Source organism: Pseudoduganella sp. jia 12, from assembly GCF_055502675.1.
The window spans coordinates 305552-322924 of sequence record NZ_JBUXKP010000001.1; the positions used below are offsets into that span (position 1 = coordinate 305552).

Below are 17373 nucleotides of genomic sequence, written 5' to 3' on the forward strand. Positions count from 1 at the left end.
AACCATGCCGCTCGAACTCGACCCGCCCGCCTCCGCTGCCGCCCCGCGGGCCGCACGGAAAATCGCCTTCGGCGAACGGCCGCCCGGCGTGCGCGAGCGCGTGATGTTCACGGAACGCCTGGCGCTGCTGCTGGAAACGGGCGTGCCGCTGCACGCGGCGCTGCAATCGCTGCTCCAGCAGACCGACCAGCCGCAACTGCAGCAGATGATCGGCACGATTTCCGACGACATCCTGGCCGGCGAACGCTTTTCCGCCGCGCTGGCGAAACACCCGCTGTTCCCCGTCACCTACGTGAACCTGGTGGCGGCCAGCGAGGCCGGCGGCTTCATGGGCGAAGTGCTGGCCCAGCTGGTGGAGATGGACGAGAACGAGGCGCGGCTGCGCGCCACGCTGGTCTCCGCCCTGTCCTACCCGCTGTTCCTGATGGCGTTTTCCGGCGCGGTGGTGCTGTTCATCCTGGTTTCCGTGTTTCCGAAATTTTCCACCCTGTTCGCATCGATCCACGACCAGCTGCCGTGGACGACGCGCGTGCTGCTCGTCGTCAGCAACGCGCTGACGCAGCACGGCGCCGTCGTCGCGGCCATCGTGGCGCTGCTGTGCGGCGGCGGCTGGCTGCTGGCCCGCCGGCCGGACGTGCGGGAAAGGATCGACAGCCTGAAACTGCGCACCCCGCTGCTGAAGGATATCTTTGCAAAGATCTACATGACCCGGCTGCTGCGCGTGATGGGGATTTCGCTGGAACGGGGCGTGACGATCCTGGCCACGCTGGAAGCCTGCCGCGCCGTGGTGACGAACGCCGACGTGCAGCGTCTCATCCTCGACCTGGAAACGGATGTCACCGAGGGCAAGGGCATCGCCGCGGGATTCAACAACAGCCCGTTCGTGCCCGTCGCCGTGCGGCAGATGATCGCCACCGGCGAGGCCACCGGCACGCTGGGCCGCGTGATGGGCCGCATCGCCGACTCCTACGACCGCGAGCTGACCCGCCAGCTGGCCCGGCTGTCGAAACTGGCCGAGCCGGTGATGCTGCTGGTGATGGGCGTGATGGTGGGAACCATCGTCAGCTCGCTGATCCTGCCTATCTTCAAACTATCGAGCGCGGCGCGTTGAAGTGTTTCGGATGCACGACAAATAGAGTGAGCGTTCAAAAGTTTGAGTCCGTAGAGCAATATCTTCGTGTTACTCTACGGAATTACGCATTTCTACCAATAAAGCCGTCCAGGATGGCTTTTTTACCCCTAGAGCACATCATGTCCAAGACCTTCAAGCGCGCCGCTTCGGCCGGCTTTACCCTCATCGAATTGCTGATCGTCGTCATTATCCTGGCGATTCTGGCGGCGATTGCGATTCCGCAGTTTTCGGCAAGTACCGACGATGCCAAGCTGGCCGCACTCGATACAAACCTGGCCAGCATCCGTACCTCTCTCGAGCAGTATCGCCTGCAGCATGCGGGCATGACGCGGGCAGGCGTGAAGGCGTCGAAGGGCGGTACTGGGTGCACCGGTGACGAAGGAACCGGTGAAGCAGGAACGGAGCAGGCAGTGAAAGACCAATTGCAGTTCGCGTCAAATGCGCAAGGCCAGACTTGCAGCGTCGCTGATGCTGCCTATCGTTTCGGCCCCTACCTGCCGCGTGGCATCCCGGCGGAACCGGTCAAGGACTCGGCTACCATCACGTACACGAACACCACGGACGCCATTTCACCTGCCGCCGATGGAAGCGGCTGGGCCTATAACGCCGGCACTGGCCAGTTCATCATGAACAACTCGGCAGCCCACCCGAACGGCGGCAAGTACTCGGAACGTTGATTTTCCCTGGCCCGTGACCAGGCGATTTCACCGCGGCTACACGCTGGCCGAAATGCTGGCCGTCTGCGCGGTGCTGTCGATCGCGGCGACGGTGGCGATTCCATCGACCCAGCCGGTCGCGGAATTCCGCGCCGATGCCGCGGCCGGCGAAGTCGTGCTGGCATTGCGGTTCGCCCGCGACGAGGCGCTGCGCACGGGCGAACCGAGGGTGTTCACGTGCAAACCGCAGTCGAACGAGATACGCGTCGTGGGCCTGGCGGCCAGCGGCGCGATCCTGGTCGAATCCTCGGCGGTGCTTCATCCGGTCGACCGGAAACCCTACACGGTGCAGCTTGCCACGGCACCGGCGGGCAGCAATATCGCCCTCGCCCGCTGCACTTTTGTATTCGCCGATGGCGGCACCGCATCGGCGGTTGCCTTCGACGCCGCCGGCAACCCGGTGCGCGGCACGGGCAGCGCCACCGTTCGAGACAAGGCGCTGACATCCGGCGCGATCGTGCTCGGTACCGGCAACGTCACGCGGACGGTCACGGTCGACGTGACCGGCCGTGTGACAACTTCCTGACTACACCGTCTTCCGACAACATGTCCGTTTCATTTCCTTCCAGCCCCCTGCAGCGGGCAGCCGCCGGCATGACGCTGGTGGAAGCCGTCGTGGCGCTGCTGCTGCTTTCCGTCTGCCTCGTGCCGGCCGCGAATGCCTTGCGCGGCGCCCTTGCCGCTCCCGGCAACACGGCGCTGGCAGGCCGCGACCTCGATTGCGTGAGCGCGCGGATGGAAACGGTGCTGGCCGAACCTTACAGCCGCCTGCTGGCGGCGGCGGGCACGATCCAGGCGCAGTCCAGTTATTCCACGAACGCCGATGCTGCGTGTCCGGCCCTCGCCGTGATCATCGCCCGCTACGGCAACGACACCACGAAAACGCTGGGCACCGCCGGTGCGGGCAACAACCTGCTGTACGTGAGCGTGCGCCTGGCCGATGCAACGGCCGGCAATGCGTATCCGCTGACGACGCTGGTGGCGCGATGATTGGGCGGCGCGCGCAATGCGGCTTCACGCTGGTCGAGCTGCTGGCCGGCCTCGCCATCGCCGCGATCCTCGTGCTGCCATTGGCCGACATGCTGCGCACCGGCGCCGACAGTGCGCGCATCACGCGCGCCGCGCTCGATCTCAACGGGGATGCCCGCTTTGCGCTGGGCCGCATCGCCGCGCAGGCGGCCAAGGCAGGCAAGGATGCGAATAAACCGGTGGTGGTGGGTGCCGATGTGGCACCGGCAACCTGGCTGGCGCCCGTGACCTACACGCTGGCAGGCACCGACCTGGTGGAAAAGGACGCGGGAACCACCAGCGTCATTGCCTCCAACGTCACGGCTTTCCGGCTGACCGCGCCGGAAGTCATCGACGGCCGGCCACTGCTGGTCATCGCGCTGACGCTGAGCGCCGAAGGCAACACCGTGGCCCGCACGCGCACGGTTCGCATTGGAGTGCAGCCATGAACAGGAGACGGGACAAGCGCCGGCAATCCGGCGCGCTGCTGCTGATGGTGGCCCTGCTGCTGGCCACGATGGCCGCGCTGTCGTTCGGGCTGAACCGGGCTGCCGGCATGGATGCGCGCTCGGTGCAGGGCGACTACGACAGCCGCGCCGTGGACTACCTGGCCGAGGCGGCCGTCGCCGCGACAAAATGGAGCAACCAGATCAAGGGTTGTACGAGCACGGCGGTTCCCCTCACGGCGTTCGGTCCGGGCATGTTCGTGACGACGGTAAAGACGGCATCGTCGAAGCGCCTGAACATCACCGCCACCGCCACCATGGGCGACATGGTCCGTACGCTCTCGCCCCCGACCATGGATATCGTCGATTTCTCGAAAACCGAAAGCAAGGACCTGGGCGGCGCCGCGCTCGACACGACGATCGACTATGGCCGCCTCCTGCCCGACAGCGGTCGCGGGGAACTGGCCCTGGTCTCGAACCTCTCGCATGCGCTGCTGTATTGGCCCGCTTTGGAAGTTCCGGCGGATTCGCGCGTGGTGTCGGCCACCCTGATTCTCACGCAGGACGGCACGAGCATCGTGCGCCGGCCGGTCTCGGTGCACCGCATGACGACGCAATGGGATGTCTATGCCACCTGGCGCTACGCGCGTGCCTACGTGGGCTGGACCGGTGGCGATTACGGCACCACCGCCGTCTCCACCGTGCCCGTTGTGGGCGCGAGCACGTACTCATGGGATGTGACCGGCCTGGTCGACGGCTGGGCCACCGGCCGCCTGGCCAACTACGGCATGCTGCTGCGCCTCGCCGATCCTGGCCAGGCTGTCACGTTCCACAGCCTCGACGCCGCCGCCAAGCAGCGTCCCGTGCTGCGCGTCGTTACCGCGAAAGCCTGCTGACGCCATGAAACGCCTGACATCCCTGTTTGCCCGGCCGGCCCAGCGACCGACCGCACGTCCCATCGGCGCCGACTTCGCGGCGCGCCGCCTGAACCTCGTGCAGGCCGACGTGCACGACGGGCGCTGGCGCCTGCGCGCCGCGGCATCGGTGCCGTATCCGGTGCCGCGCGCGGAGCTGTTCGCCGCGCCGAAGCAGCTGGCGCGCTTCGTCGACGCGGCGCTGGCATCGGCGCCGTTCCAGGGCCGCCGCGTGGTATCGGCGCTGCCGCCGGCGGACGTGCGCATCCTGCCCCTCACCGTGCACCTCGCGGCGGGCCAGCCGGAAGCGCAGGCCGTGGCGAAAGCGGCCGCCGAACAACTCGGCAGCACCGCTGCGGACTACGTGCTCGATTATTACCAGGTGCGCGGCGCGGATGCCGACGGCACCGAGCGGCAGGTGCTCGTGGCGGCGGCATTGCAGTCGCGGGTGCTGGCCTACCTGGCCACGCTGGAAGCGGCCCGGCTCGAACCGCTGGCGCTCGACATCGGCCCCACCGCGATCAGCCGGCTGCTGGGCACGATGCACGGCAACGAAGTCGGGCAATCCGTGGCGCTGCTCAATTTCGGCGGCAGCAAGAGCTACCTGACGGTGATCTGGGGCCGCCGCCTGATGCTCGACCGCGAGATCGATTTCGGCGAGGACCGCCTGGCGCGCAGCCTTGCCGCCGCGCTGGACCTGCCGGTCGACACGGCCACGCACCTGCTGCGGGAACACGGCATCGGCGGCCGCGCCAGCGCCCAGGACGAACTGGGCCAGGCCATCCGCGAAATCCTGCATGCCGACTGCCGGGCACTGGCCGACGAACTGGCGCATACCCAGGTCTACGTGGCATCGCGCACGCGCGGCAGTTCGATCAGCCGCGTCTACCTGAACGGCAGCCTGGCGCGCTATCCGGACATCCATGCGCGCATCGGCGAACTGATCGACGTGCCGGTGCACCTGCTCAATCCGCTGGGCGCCTTCGACCACGTGTTGCCGGAAGCTCGCGCCGCCGAACTGGCTACGCCGGTCGCGCTGGCGGCAGGCCTGGCCCTGCGGGGAGGCCTGCATGGCTGATATCGACATGATCCCGCGCAGCTGGCGCGACGGCATCCGCGTGCGCCGCGCGCTGCGCCGCACCGGGGCCGCACTGGCCATCGTGGTGCTGGCCGGCGCGGCGGGCAGCGGGTGGCTGCGCTGGCAGGCCGCCGCCTTCGAACGGCAGGCAGCGCAGTTGCGTGAAGCCGCCACGCAGGCGCAATCGGACCAGGCGCGGGACGCCGCCGTGCACGCCGAGCAGGAACAGCGCGCGCAACAGCAAGCGCTGCTGCGCACGCTGCGGCGCCAGGGCGAACTGGCCACCCTGGCGGGCGCCATCGACGCCGCCCTGCCGCCCGATGCATGGCTGACCGGCATCGTGCTGCGCCGCGATGTGCTGGCGGTCGGCGGCGCCGCCATCGGATCCGGCAACGCGCAGCCGGCCCCTGCGCCAGCCGATCCTGCGCCGGCCGGCAGCATCGTCGAACTGTCCGGCCAGGCGCTGGATTATGCGGCCGTGACCGCGTTCCTCGCCCAGCTCGGCCGTGCGCCGGGGGTGGCCACCGTGCAGCTGCAATCGAGCGGCGCCGCCGACGCTGGTGAGATCGCGTTCCACGCCGTCGTCACGCTAGCCTGGAAGGACCAGCCATGAACGAACGACTTCGCGCCGCGCTGGCGGCCATGCCCGCGCGTCAGCTGAACCTGCTCTGCATCGGCGTGGTGGCGATTGCTGCGATGCTGGCGTGGAGTGCGGGCGTGCGTGCGCCGCTCGCCGCATGGCGCCAGCAGCGCGCGGCGGTGATGGCCTTGCAGGCCTCGAATGCCGCCATGGCCGCCACGAGCGCCGGCATCGCGCTGCTCGCGGCGGCCGCCAAGCCGGCCCCACAGCCCGCGACGCCCACGCCCCTCGTGCTGATCGGCACGGTGAGCCAGGGCGCGAAGCTGGCTGGCGTGGCCGTGTCCTCGGCAGCGCAGGGCGCGGAACGGACCGTGGCCGGCCTGCGCCAGCAGACCGTGGACATCGCCGCCACGGGCCCGTACGCCGCCATCCACGCGTGGCTGGACGACATCGAGCGCACGCAGCCCGCCGTGGGCATCGTGCAACTGGACATGCAACCCGGCGATGCCGGCGCGCAGCGCAAGGTCACGCTGCAACTGGCCATCTACGGCCCGCCTGCCTCGCCATGAAACACGTGTTGACGATCCTCCTCTGCGCCGCGGTACCCGCCCTTGCGGCGGAACTGCGCGACCCGTTCGCCCGCCCCGCCCCGGCCGTGCCGGCGGCGGCACAGGTACAGGCAGCGGCAATGGTGCCGCCACCGCCGCTGCGCCTGCGTGCGCTGATCCTGAACGGCGCCCGCTCGCTGGCCAACATCGACGGCGACGTGCTGGCCGTGGGCGACCAGGCGCCCGGCTATACCGTGCTCCGCATCGATGCGCGCGGCGTGCTGGTGGCGCAAGGCGGCCGCCAGAAACTGCTCGTGATGGGCGAACCCGGGCAGGAACGCCCACATGACAAGGAAACCGAATGAAATTCCGGCACCGACCGATCCTGCTGGCCATGCTGTGCGCGCTGCTGCCCGGCCACGCCGCACTGGCCACCCCGGCCGCTCCCGTGGCTCTCGTGGCTCCCGCCGCTCCCGTTGCTACGGCGGCGCCGGCTGCAGTGATGTCGTACACGTTCCGCGACACGCCCGTCGCCGAACTGTTCAACATGATCTCGCGTACGGCCCGCGTGAACATCGTGCTGGGACGCGGCGTGGACGGCAATGTGTCGATCAACCTGTACGACCTGACCGTGCGCGAAGCGATCAACGCCATCGCGGAGGCCGGCGGCTACACGGTCAGCGAGCGGCCCGGCGGCTTCCTGATCTCGGACCCGAAGGCCGGCGCGAAGGATGCCGCGGGCACGCAGGTGAAATCGCTGAAGGTGCGCTATGCGGACGTGAAGAAGGTGGGCGAGATCCTCGCGCGCCAGGTGGGCGCATTGGGCACCGTGACGGTGCTGGAGCAAACGAAGAGCGTGGTGATCGAATCCACCGCGGCCGGCATCGAGCGCGCCACGCAGGCATTGCGCGCGGTCGACGTGGCGCCCCAGCAGATCCTCATCGAAGCGAAGATCCTCGAGATCACGCTGGACCAGGCCGAGAACTTCGGCGTCGACTGGTCGCGCGTCTTCAACGGCAACGGGCCGGACGTGGTGGGCGCGGCCGGTTTCGCCACCCGCGTGGGCCCGCGTTTCTACCTGAACGTGGTGAACAACAGCATCGAAGCCTACCTGAGTGCCCTCAGCAACAAGGGCCGCGTGCACACCCTGGCCACGCCCCGCCTGCTGGCGCTGGAAGACCAGGAAGCCACGACGAACGTGGGCGACCAGCTGGGCTACCGGCTGACGACGACGATCAACAACGTCACGTCCGAGTCGATCCAGTTCCTGGATACGGGCGTGATCCTGCGCGTGACGCCGTCCGTCGACGCCGATGGCCGCATCGTGCTGAAGGTGCGGCCAGAGGTCAGTTCGGGCACGGTATCGGCCGGCATCCCGTCGAAGAAGACCACCGAGGTCAATACGCAGCTGGTGGCCAACGACGGGCAGGCGGTGCTGATCGGCGGCCTGATCAAGAGCAGCCGCACGTATCGCCGCCAGGGTGTGCCGTTCCTGGCCGACTTGCCCGTGGTGGGCAAGGCGTTTTCCAGCACGGACGACGGCGGCCTGTCGACGGAGACGATCGTGGTCATCACGCCGCGCATCGTGCCGCCGGGCGGCATCGCCATCGACGATGCCAGCGAACGCAAGCTGCACCAGGCGGAGCGCAACCTGGACGTGCGCTCCGATGCGCTCGACCGCAAGCTGGAACGCATCGCGCCTTCGCGCTGACGCCCTGTTTCAGAGCGGCTGCGGCCAGTCGCCGCCAGGATCGAGCACTTCCGAGCGGCCGCCGCCCAGCAGGATGCTGAACGGCGAACTGTCGCGGTGCCCGCAGCGCGAGTTCGACAGCAGCGTGCCGAAATCGCCGAAGCCTTCGATGCGGCCGCTGCGCTGTATCGCGCGTTCGTTCATCGAGCGTTCGTTCATCGCGCGTTCGTGTGGCTCCGGTGCCGCATTGCCGTGAACGACCTGGCCTTCCAGCGTGGCCACGCGGGCAGTCAGCGCGGCCACCGTGCGGCGCAGTTCCGCCAGCTCCTCGTCCTTGCGGCGCAATGCGCGGTCCCGTTCGGCCAGCAGCGCGCCCACGCTGCCTTCGGCGTCCGCATGCAGCCGTTCCGCCAGCTGCCCGACCAGCGCCAGCAGCGCGTGTTCGGTCTCGTCGCGCCGCGCGGCGTTCGCCGGATCTTCCTCCGCCAGCTCCGTCAGGTACCTGTGGATGGTCGACTTCGAGCCGGTATCGCCCAGCGCATGCCGCACCGCGTCGGCGGACGGGTAGCGCCCCGCCGCCAGCAGCTGGTCGCGCACCGCCCTGACCTGCTGTTTCGTGAGTCCGCTGCGTGCCATGGTTGCCTCCTTCAGGAACTGGCCTGGCCGACCAGGTCGCGGTTCTGCGCCCGGTTCAGCCGTGGATGCACGACCGGGATCGTCAGCATCGTGCTGCCCACCGCCATCAGCAGCAGCGCGGTGAACGTTTCACTGGTGATGATGCCCTTGTCGAGCAGGATGTTGGCGAAAATGATCTCGATCAGGCCCTTGGTTTGCAGCAGCCAGCCGATGATCGTGGCCTCGCCCTGCTTCCAGCCCAGCATGCGGCCCGCGATGTGGGCGCCGGCCAGCTTGCCGCCCACCGATGCAAGCAGCAGCAGGCCGCCGACGAAGAAGACCGCGTAGCCGCCCAGATCCCACTTCGTCTTCAGGCCGGTGCTGAGGAAGAACACCGGCATCATCACCAGCAGCACGTTCTTGAACAGGTTGTCGAGTTCTTCCTGGCCGAACCAGTCGGCATCCATCACCACGCCGGCAAGAAAGGCGCCGACCATGAAATGCAGGCCCGCCCAGTCGGCGCCGAAGCCGCACGCCACCAGCCAGATCAGTGCCACGTACCAGCGGTCGCTGCGCGACAGGCGCGCCATCAGGCGGCGATACAGCATCGTCAGCACACCGAACGCGACGAGGAAGCCGACCTGCCGGCCCACGCGTTCCCAGTCGAGCATGATCAGCGCCAGCACGCCCCAGATGGCCACGTCGTCCAGGCTGGCGTAACGCAGGATGCGCTGGCCCATCGGCTGGCGCAGGATGTCGAGTTTTTCCATCAGCAGCACCAGCACGGGCAGCGCCGTCACGGCACAGGCCATGCCGGTGCCCAGCAGGAATTGCCAGGTGGCCGCCTTCGGCCCGACCCAGCCCGGATACGCGAGCAGCAGGAAGGCCGCGCCGCAGCCGAACAGCAGCGGCATGCCCAGCGACAGGCCGGCCGTGGTGGCGCTTTCGCGGCGGTATTGCCACACCTTTTTCAGATCCAGCTCGATGCCGGCCAGCATCACGAACAGCATCACGCCCCACAGCGCGATGCCGTTGAGCGTTTTTATCACGTCGGGTGTGAAGACAAAGCCGTAGTACTCGGGCATCGCCACGCCCAGCACGCCAGGCCCCAGCACGATGCCCATGATGATCTGCACGATGGCCAGCGGTGCGAAATAATCGGTCCTGCCGACGCGCCAGATCAGGAATGGCACGACGAAAATCAGCAGCATCGCCAGCAGGAATACTTCGGTGGTATTCATGGGTCTCCAATCGTTGTTGTTATGTAATTACGTACCGACGACGATGGTAACGGAGAGCTGGTAATTATGAAAGCGATTTCATGGCAGGGTGGTAGCGTTTCCACAACAAGCGAAACGATACGCAAAGTTTGAGCGATGGAAGCGAGGGATTGGTGCCCGATACCCGGCGAATGTTTCACACCAGAGACCGGTACGCTGGCAGAAAACCGGGGTCAGTCCCCTTGATACGCTAACGACCGGGCATTATGCGACCACTTAGCGGGGACAGACCCCTGATGCGCCGCCGCCATGAACTGCCTCGCGATGGAATCAGGTACAGAAACAAGAAATCCTGCGGAAAATCAGAGGCGTCCTACCGCCCACAGCACACCGCGGGCGACGAGGTCGAGGTAGCGGGGATCGGCCATCACGGCCTCGTTGTGGGCCAGCGTGGTGCTGAAGACGCGCGTGCGCTTCGGGCCATACAGGTGCGTCCACGCCACCGTATAGGTCTTGTCGCGGTCCGCCGCCACCTGCGACTCCGGCTGCACGCCGTACAGCACGGGCGTGACGTCGAACGTGGCCAGGTTGTTGTACAGCTCATCGCTGCCGGTGGTGTAGGGCTGGAAGCCGGCGGCGACCGGATGCCCGGTGTTCGCCGCCGTCAGCCGGATCGGCGATTGCGGACCATGGCCGCTGGACTGGATGCCGGTGAACTCGAACCAGCGCGCGTTCGGCGCGCCGGCGGCCACCGGTTTCTTCCACTCCCCCGAACGATAGGAATGCATCGCGCAGTGCAGGTTCACGGCGGGTACGCCCGCGCGGTGCGGCGCCAGCACGGCATCCAGGGCCGCCGCGCTGTCTTCGTCCGCCGCGCATTCGTTATGGATCACCACGTCGAAGCCCTTCGCGTAATCCGGGTTGCCGTAGATCGGCAGCGCGGGGCGGGTGGCTTTCTCGCCGGACTTCGGATCGTGGAACACGTGGCTGACCTGCGCGGCCATGCGCTCTTTCAGACCCTCTTCGAGCAGCTTGCGCTGCTGCGGGTAGTCGTGGCAGCACCCGCCGCTGACGATCAGGATTTTCACCGGCGCGGCCGCTTTGGCCGGCTCGGCGCCTGCCGGGGCGATCGTGACGATGGCGAGGGCAAGCGCGCCCGCAACGGATTTCAGCATGGCCAGCCTTCTTCGATGAACGAAAACTGGATTGTAGAAGGAAATGAACGGAATGCGGCCTGCCAACCGATCAATCGGCCGATTTTCCCGCGACCGCGCCGCCGTATTCGAGTTGCGTCTTGCGCTCGGCCGGCCACTTCATGAACGCGAACAGCCACAGGAGCAGGATATTCACCAGGGGGATCCACATCAGCAGCGACAGCGCACCCGGGTAGCCCGCCTTGACCGCGATGCGCCACAGGGGCACGGCGACCACGCCGATCCAGAAAACAAAGAAGATCAAGTAGAAGAGTTGCTGAAAAACGCTTGGCGCTCCCATCGGCGGTTCCTTTTCCCGTATGGCCCGGCGGATGCCAGGCCCCGGCTCAGGGTAGCACCGCAGGATCGAAAAAAAATGCACACTTTGTCACGCTGCCTACAATGGAGATATCGGCGTCCCGGGCGTTGCGGAGAAAAGCATGCGTGCAGATAAAAATGATCATGTCAAGAATGATCATGTTGAAAATGGCCATGTTGAAAATGACCATATGGAAAATAACTATATCGTTTCCTACCTGGCGTTGCGGAACACGATCGGCTGGGCCGGGCTGCTGATGCCGCTGGCCGTGCGGGGCGGCGGCCTGCTGCTCGAAGGCATCCGCACCACCGATTCGATCAGCGCCTATTACTACACCAGCATGCGCGACATCTTCGTGGCGACCACCGTGCTGACCGGGGTGCTGCTGGCGTGCTACCGCACCGCTCATCTGCACGACAATATCGTGGCCACGGTCGCCGGGCTTGCGGCGATCGGCGCGGCGCTGTTCCCGATGGACCCCACGTATGCGGCCGAACTGCTGGCCCGCTATCCCGACCTGGGCACGCAGGCCCATTATTCGAACCACGGCATCCTCGGCTACCACCTGGCCTTCGCGATCACGTTCGCGGCGCTGTCGTTCTACCTCGTGTTCTTCCGTTTCGGCGCCGGAGCGGCGCCGGCGAACCGTCAAGCGCTCAGGCGGCGGGCCGTGTACAGGATCTGCGGCGCCGTCATGCTGCTGTCGTTCGTGGCGATCGCGTTCATGGGCCTCGCGCTGGAAGGCCAGTCCGTGTTCTGGCCCGAAACGTGCGCCGTGGCGGCGTTCGGCGTGGCATGGCTGGTCAACGGCCAGACGTTCCTGAAGGATCGGGAACCGGCCCTTCAAGGCGTTCGCTGATGGATCAGGCGGCGCGGCGGTTGCGGCGGGCACGCCAGGCGGCCAGCATCAGCAGGCCCGCGGGCAGCATCAGCGCCTGCTCCGGCTCGGGCACGGCGCTGACGCTGAAAGCCACTTCGCCGAGCGCCAAGCAGGCCTGCCCATGGCACCGCCCGAACGTCCTACAATCCAGCATCGACAACGTTTACGCCCGGAGCCAACATGAAGCATTCTGCGATGGCCGCCCTTTGCCTTTTTGCCGGTGCAACGGCACTGGCGCATCCAGCCGTGGCACAACCTTCACAGCCAATGAAAATCCAGATCACTATCGATGACATCATCATTACCGGCACGCTTGCCGACAGCGCGGCGGGCAGGGATTTTGCGGCCCTGTTGCCAATGACACTGGCATTGACCGACTACGCCGCCACGGAGAAAATCGCCGACCTGCCCAGACGCCTGGACACCAGGGGCGCGCCGCCCGGCCATGAACCCCGCCCGGGCGACATCGCGTATTTCGCGCCGTGGGGCAATCTCGCGCTGTTCCACAAGGGGTTCCGCTATTCGGAGGGCCTGGTCAAGCTGGGAACGATGGATTCGGATATCGGGATCCTGCGGCGACGCACCCCGCAGCGGGCAAGGATCGAGCTCGTCGCGGCCCCGGCTCGCTGACGACGGAGGTGTCTACTTCGCGCTGAGCTGCACAGGCTCGGTATCGATCAGCTTTTTCGACACGATCATGTCCTTCGTGGTCTCGAAGTATTTCCTGAAATGGGGCGACGCGATGTGTGCCTGGTATGCGGCCTCGTCGGCATAGATTTCAAAGAAGCGCAGCGACGTGGGATCGTCCTTCTCGGCCACGCAGTAGATCGCCAGGACGCCCCGCTCGATCCGCACCGATGCCTCGATTTCCTCGCGCACCGCCGCCTTGTAGCGCTCCAGGTCCTGCGGTTTGATCCTCAGTTCGGCAATGCGGACCAGCGGTGTGGGCGGTTCGGCGGCCAGGGCAGCGCCGGCTGCGGCGATCGCCAGCGCCGCGGCAGCGGCCCGGCAAAGGTGCCTGAAACGAAGGTGCCTGAAGCTCATGGATTCCTCCTTTGGAAAAATGATCGGACAGCGGCATTATCGCTCCGTCATCATGCGGTCATCTTGCATGATTAAAGTTTCGGCTTTTCCAACAGCCGATCCACAACATGAACCGCAAGTCCATTTTCATCGCCGGCCTGAGCATGGCGCTGCTGTCCGCCTGCGGCAGCGACAACAACAAGACCTCCGATATCTTCACGCCACCGCCGGCGCCCGGCGTCGACGTGCCCGCCCCGAAGAACGTGATCTTCTTCCTGGGCGACGGCATGGGCCTGACGACGATGACGGCGGCGCGCATCTACTCGGTCGGCGAGGATGGCGAACTGACGATGGACACGCTGCCGGAAACGGCGTTCGTGAAGACGTTCTCGAACGATGCGCAGGTGACCGACAGCGCACCGTCGATGGCGGCCTACATGACCGGCGTGAAGATGAACAACGAAGTCATCTCGATGTCGCAGAACACCCGGGCGATCGATCCCGTCGTTGACGCCGCCGGCAACCGGCTGGGCAACAACTGCGGCACGAACAACGGCACGCCGGCCGTCACGCTGCTGGAACTGGCCAAGGCGCAGGGCCTGGGCACCGGTGTCGTGTCGACCGCGCGCATCACGCATGCCACGCCGGCCGCCACCTACAGCCACATCTGCCACCGCGACCTGGAAAACGACATCGCCGCGGCCCTCGTGCCGGGCGCCACGGGCTACAACAGCGCACTGGGCACCACGGGCCTGGACGTGATCATGGGCGGCGGCAGCCAGTTCTTCAAGCCGGTCAAGGATGGCGGCAAGCGTGCCGACGGCCGCGACCTGACCACCGAACTGAAGGCGAAGAACTACGCCTACGCCAGCAATGCCACCGAGTTCGCCGCCATCGACGGCACGAAGACGGACAAGCTGTTGGGTCTCTTCACGTCGAGCCACATGAGCTACGACCTGGACCGCGATCCGGCAAAGGAGCCCAGCCTGGCCGACATGACGACCAAGGCGATGGACGTGCTGGCCCGTAACGGCAAGGGCTACTTCCTGATGGTCGAAGGCGGCCGCATCGACCATGCGCTGCATGAAACCACGGCGAAGAAGGCACTGCAGGACACGGTGGCTTTCGACAACGCCATCAAGGCGGCGATCGCGAAAGCCAAGACGACCGATCCGGACCTGAAGAACACGCTGATCGTCGTCACGGCCGACCATGACCACACGCTGGTGCTGAACGGCTACGCGAAGCGCACGGGCAAGACGGCGGCCGGCAATGCCGGCGTGCTGGGCGTGGTGAAGAACTACGTGACGGGCGAAGTCGACAAGGACCTCGATGGCGCACCCTACTCCATCATCGGCTTCGGCAACGGCGAGAACCGCGTGCAGGCCAGCCGCGCCGGCCAGGTGGCCCTGGACGACAACGCCACCAGCGCCAACACCTACCACCAGGAAGCGGCGGTACGCATGGGCGTGGGCGGCGAAACGCACGGCGGTACCGACGTGTTCCTGGGCGCCATCGGCAAGGGCGCCGACACGTTCAGCGGCACCATCGACAACACGAAAGTCTTCGGCCTGGTCAAGACTGCGGCCGGCCTGTAAGCCAGGCCTGCAAACCAAAAATAACCCGATACGGATACCGAACATGAAACGCACTATGTTAGGCGCCGCGCTGGCGCTCTCCTTCACCGCCGCGCACGCCGCCGGCGAGGCCAGGAACATCATCTTCTTCCTGGGCGATGGCATGGGCCCCTCCACCATCACCGCCGCCCGCATCTACAAATACGGCGAAGACGGCAGCCTCACGATGGACACGCTGGAACGCACCGCCCGCATCAAGACGTTCTCGCACGATGCGCAAACCACCGACAGCGCGCCGTCGATGGCCGCCTACATGACCGGCGTGAAGATGAACAACGAGGTCATCTCGATGTCGCCGGAAACGGTGGCCACCAATCCGGGCCGCGATGCCAACGGCAACCTGGGCGTCGACAACTGCGCCGCCGGCAACGGCACGCCGGCGGTGACGATCCTGGAACTGGCCAAGGCCAGGGGCAAGGCCGTGGGCACGATCACCACGACGGAGCTGACGCACGCCACGCCGGCCACCGCCTGGTCGCACATCTGCAACCGCAACGCGCAATACGCGATCGCGGCCCAGCTGGTGCCGGGCGGCGCCGGCTTCAACGCCGCATTGGGCGACGGTGTCGATGTGCTGATGGGCGGCGGCCGCAACCACTTCACGCCGTTCGTGGCCGGCACCAATGCGGCCGGCCGCGCGGATGGCCGCAACCTGCTGGCGGAAATGGCGGCCCGGGGCTACACGGTGGCGGCCAACAAGGCCGAGATGAACGCGGCGGCGGCCGGCAAGAAATTCATCGGCCTGTACAGCAGCCGCAGCCACCTCGAATATGAGCTGGACCGCACGGCCACGCCGCCGGTCGGCGAAGGCGCGAACCAGCCGAGCCTGGCCGAGATGACCGTCAAGGCGATGGACCTGCTGGGCCAGAACACGAACGGTTACTTCCTGATGGTGGAAGGCGGCCGCATCGACCACGCGCTGCACGGCACCAATGCCAAGCGCGCGCTGACCGACACGATCGCGTTCGACGATGCCATCAAGGCGGCGCTGGCCAAGGCGAGGCAGACCGATCCCACGCTGGCCAACACGCTGGTCGTCGTCACTGCCGACCATGACCATACGCTGACGATCAACGGCTACGGCAAGCGCGGCAACCCGATCCTGGACATCAACCGCGGCTACCGGGACAACCAGCCGAACCGCGATGCCGACGGCAACACGTACACGACACTCGTGTTCGGCAACGGCCCGAACCGCCCGAACGTGCGCACGAACCTGGACAGCAACACCGTGCTGGCCGACAACTACCTGCAGGAGACCGGCGTGCGCCTGTCCAGCGAAACGCACGGCGGCGGCGACGTGAAGCTGTTCGCCACCGGTGCCGGCGCGAAAACGTTCAAGGGCACGCTGGACAACACGAAGGTGTTCAACCTGCTGCGGACCGCATCGGGCCTGTAATTCACGTGTAATTCACGTGCAATTCGGGGCCCGCAGTTTAGGGCCTGCAAGGATGTCGAAACCTCGGGAGCGGGCTTGCCCGCTTCTTGTCATTCAAGACAGCATAACAAGAACGCATATGAGAGAGCATATGAAATCCCTTCTTTTGATTGCCGCCGCCGTGGCCGCGGCGGGCAGCGCCCATGCCGGCGCCGACGTCGACCTGCGCATCACCCGCTACAGCAAGGTCGTCACCGCGGAGGGGCTGACGCGCGAAGCCCGCTACGAGGAAACGATGCTGCGCCGCGCCGGCCACGTATGGACCGCGCGCGTGCTGCCATCGGCCACGCAGGGACATGGCGACGAACACGAGCACGATGATGGCCATGGCGATGACCACGGCCATGGCGCCAAAGCCGGGGCGCACAAGGCCGTGCACACGACGGCGCCCCGCAAGAGCGTCGGCCACAAGCACTTCAACCCCGTCACGCTGCCGCGCCATGTGGCCATGGAGAACGGCAAGCTGCGCCTCGCCTATGTCGACGCGCACACGAAGGAACTGATCTCGATTCCCCAGGGCGAGTTCGACAACGTGGGCTTCGACGGCTCATGGGACCATGCCTATCACCTGCTCGATACCAAGGGCCTGCAAGCCATGGCCGTGTCCAGGCGCGCATCGACCGTGCCCGGCGCGCGCTGGCGCGAACGCGAACGCAACGGCCTGTACGAGCGGGTGCTGTGGGACGACAGGAAGCAGCTGCCGCTCGTGATCGAAAGCGGCGACAAGGCGGGCACGTTCTACTACCGCACGGAACTGAAAGTGGCGGCGGGGCTGACCCGGGACCTGCCGTGGCAGAAGCTGAAAGGGTATGCGCAGCGGGAGTATGCGGATTACCTGGATTGATACCGGGATCGGGCGGGCATCGGACCCGCCGTGCATGCATTTGTAAAACCCTGCATTGTGAAAACATGAGGGTGGCGACGACGGATTCGGCA

General features: G+C 66.5%; 22 protein-coding genes. 16 read left to right on the top strand and 6 right to left on the bottom strand.

Annotated elements, in window-relative coordinates; genetic code table 11:
* The first annotated feature begins 4 nt into the window (after window positions 1–4).
* The 11 genes from ACY65G_RS01115 to ACY65G_RS01165 all read left to right on the top strand — a co-directional run bounded on the left by ACY65G_RS01115 (window position 5) and on the right by ACY65G_RS01165 (window position 8133).
* Entirely contained in the window at window positions 5–1111 is a 1107-nt protein-coding gene (locus tag ACY65G_RS01115) for a type II secretion system F family protein (protein ID WP_464995538.1), read from the top strand.
* 140 nt (window positions 1112–1251) lie between these two features.
* Window positions 1252–1809, top strand: a complete 558-nt coding sequence (locus ACY65G_RS01120; protein ID WP_464995539.1) for a type II secretion system protein — start codon at window positions 1252–1254, stop codon at window positions 1807–1809.
* Window positions 1810–1822: 13 nt separating this feature from the next.
* The gene (locus ACY65G_RS01125; protein ID WP_464995540.1) at window positions 1823–2374 is read left to right on the top strand and encodes a pilus assembly FimT family protein; all 552 of its coding nucleotides are present in this window, start codon (window positions 1823–1825) and stop codon (window positions 2372–2374) included.
* Window positions 2375–2394: 20 nt separating this feature from the next.
* Window positions 2395–2838 carry a prepilin-type N-terminal cleavage/methylation domain-containing protein gene (locus ACY65G_RS01130; RefSeq protein WP_464995541.1) on the top strand — a complete coding sequence of 148 codons (444 nt, stop codon included), beginning with the start codon at window positions 2395–2397 and terminating at the stop codon, window positions 2836–2838.
* Window positions 2835–3305, top strand: coding sequence for a PilW family protein (locus ACY65G_RS01135; RefSeq protein WP_464995542.1), 471 nt, complete (start codon window positions 2835–2837; stop codon window positions 3303–3305). The genes ACY65G_RS01130 and ACY65G_RS01135 overlap by 4 nt, the downstream gene beginning before the upstream one ends.
* The gene (locus tag ACY65G_RS01140) at window positions 3302–4198 is read left to right on the top strand and encodes a DNRLRE domain-containing protein (RefSeq protein WP_464995543.1); all 897 of its coding nucleotides are present in this window, start codon (window positions 3302–3304) and stop codon (window positions 4196–4198) included. The genes ACY65G_RS01135 and ACY65G_RS01140 overlap by 4 nt, the downstream gene beginning before the upstream one ends.
* Before the next feature lie 4 nt (window positions 4199–4202).
* Window positions 4203–5294, top strand: coding sequence for a pilus assembly protein PilM (gene pilM / locus ACY65G_RS01145; RefSeq protein WP_464995544.1), 1092 nt, complete (start codon window positions 4203–4205; stop codon window positions 5292–5294).
* Window positions 5287–5907, top strand: a complete 621-nt coding sequence (locus tag ACY65G_RS01150) for a hypothetical protein (protein WP_464995545.1) — start codon at window positions 5287–5289, stop codon at window positions 5905–5907. The genes pilM and ACY65G_RS01150 overlap by 8 nt, the downstream gene beginning before the upstream one ends.
* Entirely contained in the window at window positions 5904–6443 is a 540-nt protein-coding gene (locus ACY65G_RS01155) for a GspMb/PilO family protein (protein ID WP_464995546.1), read from the top strand. Before ACY65G_RS01150 ends, ACY65G_RS01155 begins: the two co-directional genes overlap by 4 nt.
* Window positions 6444–6451: 8 nt before the next feature.
* Entirely contained in the window at window positions 6452–6787 is a 336-nt protein-coding gene (locus ACY65G_RS01160; protein WP_464995547.1) for a hypothetical protein, read from the top strand.
* Window positions 6784–8133, top strand: coding sequence for a type II secretion system protein GspD (locus tag ACY65G_RS01165; protein ID WP_464995548.1), 1350 nt, complete (start codon window positions 6784–6786; stop codon window positions 8131–8133). Before ACY65G_RS01160 ends, ACY65G_RS01165 begins: the two co-directional genes overlap by 4 nt.
* Window positions 8134–8142: 9 nt before the next feature.
* Here the strand turns inward: ACY65G_RS01165 and ACY65G_RS01170 are convergent, their stop codons facing one another.
* From ACY65G_RS01170 to ACY65G_RS01185, 4 genes are all read right to left on the bottom strand, one after another.
* Entirely contained in the window at window positions 8143–8748 is a 606-nt protein-coding gene (locus ACY65G_RS01170; protein WP_464995549.1) for a DNA-binding protein, read from the bottom strand.
* Window positions 8749–8759: 11 nt separating this feature from the next.
* Entirely contained in the window at window positions 8760–9968 is a 1209-nt protein-coding gene (locus tag ACY65G_RS01175; protein ID WP_464995550.1) for a cation:proton antiporter, read from the bottom strand.
* Between the two features lie 341 nt (window positions 9969–10309).
* Complete coding sequence (locus tag ACY65G_RS01180) at window positions 10310–11122, bottom strand: ThuA domain-containing protein (RefSeq protein WP_464995551.1); 813 nt, start codon at window positions 11120–11122, stop codon at window positions 10310–10312.
* A gap of 70 nt (window positions 11123–11192) precedes the next feature.
* A complete protein-coding gene (locus ACY65G_RS01185; protein WP_464995552.1) occupies window positions 11193–11405 on the bottom strand; it encodes a hypothetical protein in 213 nt (70 codons plus the stop codon).
* Between the two features lie 244 nt (window positions 11406–11649).
* On the opposite strand from ACY65G_RS01185, the gene ACY65G_RS01190 reads away from it, so the two are divergent.
* Window positions 11650–12318, top strand: a complete 669-nt coding sequence (locus tag ACY65G_RS01190) for a hypothetical protein (protein ID WP_464995553.1) — start codon at window positions 11650–11652, stop codon at window positions 12316–12318.
* 4 nt (window positions 12319–12322) lie between these two features.
* Here the strand turns inward: ACY65G_RS01190 and ACY65G_RS01195 are convergent, their stop codons facing one another.
* Entirely contained in the window at window positions 12323–12433 is a 111-nt protein-coding gene (locus ACY65G_RS01195) for a PEP-CTERM sorting domain-containing protein (RefSeq protein WP_464995554.1), read from the bottom strand.
* An 86-nt stretch (window positions 12434–12519) separates the two neighbouring features.
* Between ACY65G_RS01195 and ACY65G_RS01200 the strand changes: the two genes are divergently transcribed.
* Complete coding sequence (locus ACY65G_RS01200) at window positions 12520–12969, top strand: cyclophilin-like fold protein (protein WP_464995555.1); 450 nt, start codon at window positions 12520–12522, stop codon at window positions 12967–12969.
* A 12-nt stretch (window positions 12970–12981) separates the two neighbouring features.
* On the opposite strand, the gene ACY65G_RS01205 is transcribed toward ACY65G_RS01200, so the two are convergent.
* Window positions 12982–13383 (bottom strand): putative quinol monooxygenase, encoded by a 402-nt coding sequence (locus ACY65G_RS01205; RefSeq protein ID WP_464995556.1) that lies wholly within the window; start codon window positions 13381–13383, stop codon window positions 12982–12984.
* A 107-nt stretch (window positions 13384–13490) separates the two neighbouring features.
* Between ACY65G_RS01205 and ACY65G_RS01210 the strand changes: the two genes are divergently transcribed.
* The 3 genes from ACY65G_RS01210 (at window position 13491) to ACY65G_RS01220 (ending at window position 17281) form a co-directional block, all read left to right on the top strand.
* Window positions 13491–14960 carry an alkaline phosphatase gene (locus ACY65G_RS01210; protein ID WP_464995557.1) on the top strand — a complete coding sequence of 490 codons (1470 nt, stop codon included), beginning with the start codon at window positions 13491–13493 and terminating at the stop codon, window positions 14958–14960.
* Window positions 14961–15003: 43 nt separating this feature from the next.
* The gene (locus ACY65G_RS01215; protein WP_464995558.1) at window positions 15004–16398 is read left to right on the top strand and encodes an alkaline phosphatase; all 1395 of its coding nucleotides are present in this window, start codon (window positions 15004–15006) and stop codon (window positions 16396–16398) included.
* Window positions 16399–16528: 130 nt separating this feature from the next.
* Complete coding sequence (locus ACY65G_RS01220) at window positions 16529–17281, top strand: hypothetical protein (protein WP_464995559.1); 753 nt, start codon at window positions 16529–16531, stop codon at window positions 17279–17281.
* Window positions 17282–17373 lie beyond the last annotated feature (92 nt).